The 6,444-nt window shown below is 65.6% G+C and carries 4 protein-coding genes; 3 read left to right on the forward strand and 1 reads right to left on the reverse strand.

Annotation, left to right across the window (positions count from 1 at the left end):
- Positions 1-3: 3 nt before the first annotated feature.
- Entirely contained in the window at positions 4-387 is a 384-nt protein-coding gene (queF, locus tag QZT63_RS04215) for a preQ(1) synthase (RefSeq protein ID WP_290648865.1), read from the reverse strand.
- A 178-nt stretch (positions 388-565) separates the two neighbouring features.
- Between queF and smc the strand changes: the two genes are divergently transcribed.
- The 3 genes from smc to QZT63_RS04230 all read left to right on the forward strand — a co-directional run.
- Positions 566-4,087, forward strand: a complete 3,522-nt coding sequence (smc, locus tag QZT63_RS04220; RefSeq protein WP_290648867.1) for a chromosome segregation protein SMC — start codon at positions 566-568, stop codon at positions 4,085-4,087.
- A gap of 161 nt (positions 4,088-4,248) precedes the next feature.
- Positions 4,249-5,403: a cell division protein ZipA gene (gene zipA, locus QZT63_RS04225; protein ID WP_290648869.1), complete on the forward strand. Its 1,155-nt coding sequence runs from the start codon at positions 4,249-4,251 to the stop codon at positions 5,401-5,403.
- 148 nt (positions 5,404-5,551) lie between these two features.
- Positions 5,552-6,444 (forward strand): cobyrinic acid a,c-diamide synthase (locus QZT63_RS04230; RefSeq protein ID WP_290648871.1); only part of this gene is annotated, 893 nt, incomplete at its 3' end.

Below are 6,444 nucleotides of genomic sequence, written 5' to 3' on the forward strand. Positions count from 1 at the left end.
GGGTCAGGGCAGGGTCACCGGCTGCGGCGGCGTCCAGCCATGGGCACGGTGCTCTGCGATAACGGTGGTATAGATGCCGCCCCGAACGTTGAATTCGCCAATCAGGCGCATGAACCGCGGCTGTGTGGCGGCCACGAGATCGTTCAAAATGGCGTGGGTGACCTTTTCATGGAACGCCCCCTCGTCCCGGTAGGACCATATATAAAGTTTCAAAGACTTGAGTTCTACGCAGTCGCGATCCGGCACGTATTCGAGGTGCAATGTCGCAAAGTCCGGCTGGCCGGTCTTGGGACACAGGCAGGTGAACTCCGGGATCCGCATGCGGATGGTATAGTCACGCTCCGGCTGCGGGTTCGGAAATGTCTCGAGATCGCGTCTCGCTGTCATTGGCATGGCTTTCCAATCGCTTGGGTGGACGGGATAATGGCAACCTGAATCGCAACCCGGGTCGTTGGCGTCACCAACCGCTCCGGTTGCAGCCAGTGATGTTAGCCGGAAGTCTACCGGTCCGCTCGCTGTCGGGCCATGTGCGCAGCGCAGAATGACACAGGGATGACCGCCTTTCATGCGGCTCAAGAAGATCAAACTGGCGGGTTTCAAATCGTTCTTGGATCCGACCACCGTTCATCTGCCCAGTAACCTTGTGGGGGTTGTTGGGCCGAACGGATGCGGCAAGTCCAATGTTATCGATGCCGTGCGCTGGGTGATGGGCGAGAGTTCCGCCAAGCACCTGCGCGGCGAATCCATGGCCGATGTCATCTTTAACGGCTCAAGCACCCGCAAGCCGGTGGGTCAGGCGTCCATCGAGCTGGTATTCGACAACAGTGACGGCACCCTGGGCGGTCAGTATGCCAGCTACAGCGAGATCTCCGTGAAGCGGCAGGTCAATCGCGAGGCCCAGTCCCAGTATCTGCTCAATGGCACGCGCTGCCGCAGGCGCGACATCACGGAGGTTTTCCTGGGCACCGGCCTGGGCCCCCGCAGCTACTCCATCATTGAGCAGGGTATGATTTCGCGCATTATCGAGGCCAGGCCCGAGGAACTGCGGGTCTATCTCGAGGAGGCAGCCGGAATTTCGCTTTACAAGGAGCGCCGGCGGGAGACCGAGCGCCGCATCCGTGACACCCGGGAGAACATGGAGCGCCTTGACGATGTGCGCGAGGAAGTCGCCGGTCAGCTCGACAGACTGAGCCGTCAGGCCCGCACGGCGGCGCGTTACAAGGCGCTAAAAAGCGAAGCGCGTCAGTTGCGCGCCGAGTTGCTGGCGCTGCGCCTGCGCGAGCTCGCGGCGGAGATGCGTATCGGCGAGCGCGCGCTGGAAGACAAGCGCAACGCACTGGAAGCCGAGGTCGCCTGCCAGCGGGCGGCGGAACGTGATCTCGTGCAACAGCGCGAGCGCCACAGTGAGCTGGGTGAAGCGTTGAATGCTGCCCAGGGGCGCTACTACGCCCTGGGTAGCGAGATTTCCCGGACCGATCAGCAGATCAACCACGAGCGCGAGTTGTGTCGCCAGCAGGAGGAGGACCTCGCCGCCACCAGCCAGTCACTGGAAGAGCTGCAGCGGACCATCCAGGACGACGAGGACAAGCTCGCCGTGGTGCGCGCGCGCCTCCAGGAGCTGGCGCCCGAGATCGAGCAAGTCCAGGCGGAGGAGGAGGGGGCCTCGGATCAAGCGATCGCGGCGCAACGGGCCATGGACGCGTGGCGGCAGCGCTGGGAGGCCTTTAGCGAGCACGCGGCCGAGGCCGTGCAAAGCGCGCAGGTGGAGCGCACACGCATCGAGGGGCTGGAGCAGCGGCAGCAGGAGCTTGCCAACCGCCGTGGGCGACTGATCGCCGAGCGCGACGGTCTCGATCCGGATGCCGTCGTCGCCGGCCTGGAGGCACTCGGTGAGCAAGCCGATGAACTGCTGGAGCACCAGGAACAACTGGCCGCTCAGCTGGACGACACCGAACAGGCAGCGACTGAGCTTGCCGACCGCGAGGGCGAGCTGGACGATGGTATTCATGAGCTCCGCGGTGAAATCCAGCAGAACGAGGCGCGGCTGACATCGTTGGAGACACTGCAGCACCACGCCCTTGGCGAGAGCGATGGCGCCGTCGTGGACTGGCTCACGCGCCATGGCATCGACGCCCCCTTACGGCTTGCGCAGCTGCTTGCCGTGGACCCCGGGTGGGAGAGAGCCGTGGAGACCGTGCTTGCCGACCGCCTACAGGCGGTGTGCGTGGAGCCGACGTGCATGCCCGCCGGTTCGGCCCTCGGTGCCCCCCGGCAGGGCCGCGTCATTCTGGTCGATGGGGACACGTCCTGTGCCGGCGATGGGGCACCCCGTGCGGGCCTGGTACCGTTGCTGCACCATGCTGCCGCCCCCAGCGCGCTTGATGATCTGCTCGACGGGGTCTACTGTGCCGCCGACGTTGATGAGGCTGAGCGGCTGCGCGCTCGGCTGGAGCGGGGCGAATGCCTGGTCACGCCGGAGGGGCGGCTCGTTGGGCGGAGCTGGACGCAGATCTGCGGCGGTGACGCGGGCGATGACAGCGTGCTCGCCCGTGAGCGTGCCATGGAAGCGCTTCGGGACGCCCTGAGTGCGTCCGGCGAGCGGCTGGACCGCCTCATGGGGCAGCGTTGCGACGTGCAGAGACAGCGCCTTGATCGCGAGCAGGCGCGGGACCGGCTTCGGCACGATTGCAATGCGGCCGCGCAGCGGCTGACTGAGGTGCGGACACGGCAGGAAAACTCGCAGCAACGGTTGGAGGAACTGCGCGAGCGCCACGGCCGCTTGGGCAACGATCTTGCCGAGCTGGATCGCGAAGCAACGGAGGCCGCCGAGGCTGTGCGTGGTGCGCGTGATCGCCTGCAGGAGGCCATGGATCGCAGTGCAGCCGATCAAGACGAGCGTGTCCGCCTGCAGCGGGAGGGCGAGGACCACCGGCAGGCCGTTGCCGAGGCGCGGGAAATCACGCGGGAGCGGCGGGAGCGCCGGCATGACTTGCTGCTCAAGCAGGAGAGCGCCAGCGCGGCGCAGCAATCCCTGCAAGAGCAGTTGCGGCGGTTGTCCGACCAGCAGGAGCGGCTTTGCGCTCGACAGCAGGAGCTGCGGAGCGCGCGAGCGCACCAGGGCGATCCGGTGCCCGGGCTGGAGGCCGAGCGCGAGGAGCTGCTCAACCATCGACTGGAGGCGGAACAGGCCCTCAAGGATGCCCGCGATCGCATGGCCGAGGTGGAAGCGCGGCTGCGGGAGTTCGAGGAGCGGCGCCAGCAGGCGCAGCAGGCCGTGGAAGGCCTACGCCAGGAGCTCGAGCAGATGCAGTTGCGGGACCAGGAGCTGCGGGTGCGGCGGCAGACCCAGGAGGAACAGCTGGTCGATCTGGGCTTCGACCTGGAGACCCTGCAGCGGAATCTGCCCGACGAGGCCAGCGACACGGACTGGCAGTCGCGACTTGATCAGGTCGAACAGCAGATCAATCGCCTCGGTCCGATCAACCTGGCAGCCATTGACGAGCACGCGCAGCTCTCGGAGCGCAAAGATTACCTGGATCAGCAGCATGCCGACCTGACGGAGGCCATGGAGACGCTGGAGACCGCGATTCGCAAGATCGACAGGGAAACGCGGCAACGCTTCCAGGCGACGTTCGATCAGGTCAACGCCGGTATGCAACGCATGTATCCGCGGCTGTTCGGCGGTGGTGAAGCGTATCTGGAGATGACCAGCGATGATCTCCTGGAGACCGGCATTACCATCATGGCGCGGCCGCCCGGCAAGCGGATTAGCACGATCCATCTGCTCTCCGGCGGGGAGAAGGCACTGACGGCCGTCGCGCTGATTTTTGCCATCTTTGAGCTCAACCCCGCGCCGTTTTGCATGCTCGATGAGGTGGATGCCCCGCTCGATGAGGCCAATGTGGGGCGGTTCTGCGGGTTGGTTCAGGAAATGTCGGCCCGGGTCCAGTTCATCCTGATCACCCATAACAAGGCCACCATGGAGATTGTCAGCCACCTCATGGGTGTCACCATGCACGAGGCGGGTGTCTCCCGGCTCGTCGCCGTGGACGTAGATGAGGCCGCAGAGATGGCCGTTGCGGTGTGACAGTCGTCGGTGGCATAGAGCCGGTGGTATTGGCGCCTGCACGATGAGACGCTGGAACTCGTTGAACAACGAAGGGAGCTTGTGCGCAGAGGCGAGCCAGTTACGCTAGAGGATCGGAGGCGTTGATCCGATATTCGATTTGATTTTCGCGGACGGAGACGATGGATACACTGCGCTGGATATTGTTGATTGTGGGGCTCCTGGTTATTGCCGGTCTGTTCGGCTACTACAAGTGGGAGGAAAGGCGCGCCTCCCGCCCTCGGCGCAAGGCATCGCACTTGCACAAGACCTCAAAGAAAAAGGGGGCGGCCCGCGATGATCGGGATGTCGAAGCGGCCCTCCAGGACATGGACGACTTCTTGCTCGATGACGAGGCCGAAGGGGCACCGGATTTGGATCCGGGCCTGGCGTCGCTGGAAGTCGATCCCGACGACGAACCGTGGACACACAACCCGACCCCGGCCAGCCATTACGGCTTCGACGATCCGGACTCCAATGTCGGGCCCGTGCGTGTGCGTCGTGTTGACGTGGACGACGAGCAGCGGGCAGAAGAGCCGCGGCCCGCGGCGGGTTTTGCCGAGCCCCCTGGTGATGATGCGCACAGGGAGGGCTGGCGGCAACACGACGCCGTGGAGGACCAGCCGGAACGTGTCCAAGCCGCGGAGCCAGAGGAGACGGGGGAGGCTGCCGAAGCCGATCGGCTCGAGAATGAACAGGACGAGGAAAAAGGGCAAACCTGGGGTGTGGGGCCGGTGCGTATCCGTCGCCCTGCGTGGGCGCGGGAGACCTCCTCGCGGGATGGCGGCCCTGAGCAGAAACAGCGCGCGGTCGACGCCCCGGGGGACGACGACGATCGCGTTGCGGAGACGGTGGGCGAGAAGATCATCGTGCTCCATATCCACGCGGGTGAAGGCCTGTGCTTCACGGCGCCGGCGGTCAAGGAGGCCCTGGACAACGTGGGTCTGCGCTTCGGTCAACACGGCATATACCACCGGCACGTCGAGACGCGCCGGGGTGAAGAGCCGGTGTACAGCGTCGCCAGCATGGTCAAGCCCGGCACCCTGGACCCCAACGATCCGGATACCCTGGAGACACCTGGGTTGGCAATGTTCCTGCGCTTGCCTGGCCCCTTCGACGGTCTGTCGGCCTTCGAGCAGATGCTGGAAACCGCCCGGCGGCTGGCGGATCAGCTGGACGGCCATCTGCTCGACAGCACCCGCTGCAACCTGACGGCACAGGCTGTGGAGCACATCCGCGAGGACCTGCGCGAATACCGCCGCCTCGCCCACTTGGCGGCACGCAAGTCGCGAGCTTAGCTGGAATGTAAGCGCTTGCATTGCGATGGCAGGGCGGCAGGCTCCATCCGCCTTCCCGGGCGTGTCATCGCGTCGCATGCGTCTTGCCCGGGCACCGCGCAGATCCAGCGCGCCCTGATGAAGCAAGGACACTAGGGTGGACGCTTCAATGCTCGGATTTCTCCAGGGCTTTGCCTACGGGCTGTTTGTCTCCTGCTTGCCTTGGTTCCTGGTGGGCATGGTGAACCCGGCGCTCGCGGTTCCCAATGAGCCGCCGAGCCGGTTCCACGTGATCCTGCGGTACTGGTTGGCCGTTCCGTTTATCGCCTTTGTGGTGTGGATGACCTCGCTGTGGGGCGGGTTTGGACCCTCCCTGGCTGGCTGGGTGGTTGGGCTGCTGGCGATTGCCGTCGAGGTGCCGGTGGAGCGGGCCTGGCGGCGCTGGCGTGTGCGCCGGGCGGAGCAGCGTCGCCGCCGGGAGCAGCAGGTTCGGGAGCAGCAGAGGCAGGCACAACAGCAGGCGGCCGAGCGTGAATCCGGGGTGGCGGTGCTGGACCCATCCAGCCCCCCGGCGGATGCCGATGCCGTCGTCCACGACCTATGTCGAGCGAAACAGCGACTGCTCGACGTGCAACGTCGTGACCTGGCCATCCAGGTGGATCGCCTCTACTCGCGCTACACCCAGGGCCTGGCCGTCCTGGGCTCACGCTTCGATGCCTCCGAGCTCACCTATGTGCGTTCAGCCGGCCTGCTGGCTGAAGTCTGTCGCGGCGCCCTGGACAACTTCCACGCCATGGCCTCCCAGGCCGGCAGTGTGGCCGGTGTGGACGCCGGCTATGTGCGGGGACGCCTGCAGCGGCAAGGTGATACGCTGCCGACGGAGGAGCGTAAGGCCCTGGAGCGGCGCCTGGAGCTGCTGGACGAAACGGAAGCCAGTCTGCGCACACTGGCCGCGCGCAATGAAGCCGTGATCACGGCGCTGGATGACGCCGCGGTTGCCGTGGCGCGGATCGAGACGGCGCGACCCCATAAGTCTGTGGCTGCCGAGCGGGCCTTGCAGGA

It is taken from the genome of Aquisalimonas sp. (genome assembly GCF_007120195.1).
In the GTDB taxonomy this organism is placed as follows: Bacteria; Pseudomonadota; Gammaproteobacteria; order Nitrococcales; family Aquisalimonadaceae; genus Aquisalimonas.